Below are 2,178 nucleotides of genomic sequence, written 5' to 3'. Positions count from 1 at the left end.
TCAACAGCACTTGGGCCCACCCTTGCCACCGTAACGGGCCTCCTGGCGTTCCCGGAAGAACGCCTCATAGTCCATCATCGGCTTGTCCGGGTGCTTGGTTTGCATGTGCTCGACGTAGTTGTCGTAGTCGGGCATGCCGACCATCAGGCGGGCGGCCTGACCGAGGTATTTACCCAAGCGACTCAAGTCATTGAACATCGTTGCAATCCTCTATCAAGCGTCCGGCAGGGCCTGGAAGGGTGCTTCCTTGTCCGTGCGTTCCTTCGTGCCCCAGGCGGCGATGCCGACCTTGAGCGCGTAGAACAGGATGCTGAAGACCACGAACAGGAACAACACCGTCAGCGTTGCGTTGGTGTAGGCGTTGAACACCACGTGCTGCATCTGCTCGATGCTCTTGGCCGGGGCCAGGATCTGGCCGGCGGCCAGGGCGTCGTTGTATTTGCGCGCCAGGGCCAGGAAGCCGATCGCCGGGTTGGCGTCGAACAGCTTGATCAGGCCCGCGGTGGTGGTGCAGATCAGCAGCCAGCTCGCCGGCAGCAGCGTGACCCAGACATAGCGCTGGCGCTTCATCTTGATCAGCACCACGGTGGCGAGCATCAGGGCGATCCCGGCCAGCATCTGGTTGGAAATGCCGAACAGCGGCCACAAGGTGTTGATGCCGCCCAGCGGATCGATCACGCCCTGGTACAACAAGTAACCCCACAGCGCCACGCAGCCGGCGGTGGCGATCAGGTTGGCGGTCCAGGATTCGGTGCGTTTGAGGGCCGGCACGAACGAGCCGAGCAAGTCCTGCAGCATGAACCGCCCGGCACGGGTGCCGGCGTCCACCGCGGTGAGGATGAACAGCGCTTCGAACAGGATCGCGAAGTGGTACCAGAACGCCATGGTGTTCTCACCCGGCAGCACCGAGTGCAGGATCTGCGCGATCCCCACCGCCAGGGTCGGCGCACCGCCGGCACGGGCCAGGATGGTGGTCTCGCCGATGTCCTTGGCCACCGCTTGCAGCGCGTCGGGGGTGATTGCAAAGCCCCAACTGCTGACAGTCTGGGCCACGGCCACCACATCAGTACCGACGATCGCCGCCGGGCTGTTCATGGCGAAGTACACGCCCGGTTCGATCACCGAAGCGGCCACCATGGCCATGATCGCCACGAAGGACTCCATCAGCATGCCGCCGTAACCGATGTAGCGGGCGTTGGTTTCATTGTCCAGCAGCTTGGGCGTGGTGCCCGAGGAGATCAGCGCGTGGAAGCCCGAGACCGCGCCGCAGGCGATGGTGATGAACAGGAACGGGAACAGACCGCCCTTCCACACCGGCCCGGTGCCGTCGGTGAACTGGGTCAGTGCCGGCATTTTCAGCTCGGGCATGGTGACCAGGATGCCGATCGCCAGGGCGACGATGGTGCCGATCTTGAGGAACGTGGACAGGTAGTCCCGTGGCGCCAGGATCAGCCACACCGGCAGCACCGCCGCGACAAAACCATAGCCGATCAGCATCCAGGTGATCTGGATCCCGGTGAAGGTGAAGGCCTTGGCCCAGACCGGGTCGGCGGCAATCTGCCCGCCCAGCCAGATCGAACCCAGCAGCAACAGCACGCCGATGATCGAGATCTCGCCGATGCGGCCCGGGCGGATGTAGCGCATGTAGATGCCCATGAACATCGCGATCGGGATGGTCGCCATCACCGTGAAAATGCCCCACGGGCTCTCGGCCAGGGCCTTGACCACGATCAGCGCCAGCACCGCGAGGATGATGATCATGATCAGGAAGCAGCCGAACAGCGCGATGGTGCCGGGGATACGGCCCATTTCCTCGCGCACCATGTCGCCCAGGGAGCGACCGTTGCGGCGGGTGGACAGGAACAGGACCATGAAGTCCTGCACCGCACCGGCCAGCACCACGCCGGCGATCAGCCAGAGCGTGCCGGGCAGGTAGCCCATCTGCGCCGCCAGCACCGGCCCGACCAACGGCCCCGCGCCGGCAATGGCTGCGAAGTGGTGGCCGAAAAGGATGTGTTTGTTGGTCGGGACGTAGTCCAGGCCATCGTTGTTGAGCACGGCGGGGGTGGCCCGGCGCGCATCGAGTTGCATCACGTTGTTGGCGATGAAGAGGCTGTAGTAGCGGTAGGCGACCAGGTAGATGGCCACGGCGGCGACGACGATCCAGAGGGCGTTGAT

The 2,178-nt window shown here is 64.3% G+C and carries 2 protein-coding genes; both read right to left on the bottom strand.

Features of this window, described 5'->3' with window-relative positions; translation table 11 throughout:
• Entirely contained in the window at nt 1-198 is a 198-nt protein-coding gene (locus HGO40_RS30390; protein WP_003182142.1) for a YbdD/YjiX family protein, read from the bottom strand.
• 15 nt (nt 199-213) lie between these two features.
• The coding region (locus HGO40_RS30385; RefSeq protein ID WP_250966049.1) for a carbon starvation CstA family protein at nt 214-2,178 on the bottom strand (1,965 nt) is incomplete at its 5' end.

It is taken from the genome of Pseudomonas sp. CG7 (genome assembly GCF_023701885.1).
GTDB classification, from domain to species: domain Bacteria; phylum Pseudomonadota; class Gammaproteobacteria; order Pseudomonadales; family Pseudomonadaceae; genus Aquipseudomonas; species Aquipseudomonas zanjanensis.
This window is presented reverse-complemented; position numbering and strand designations above follow the sequence as displayed.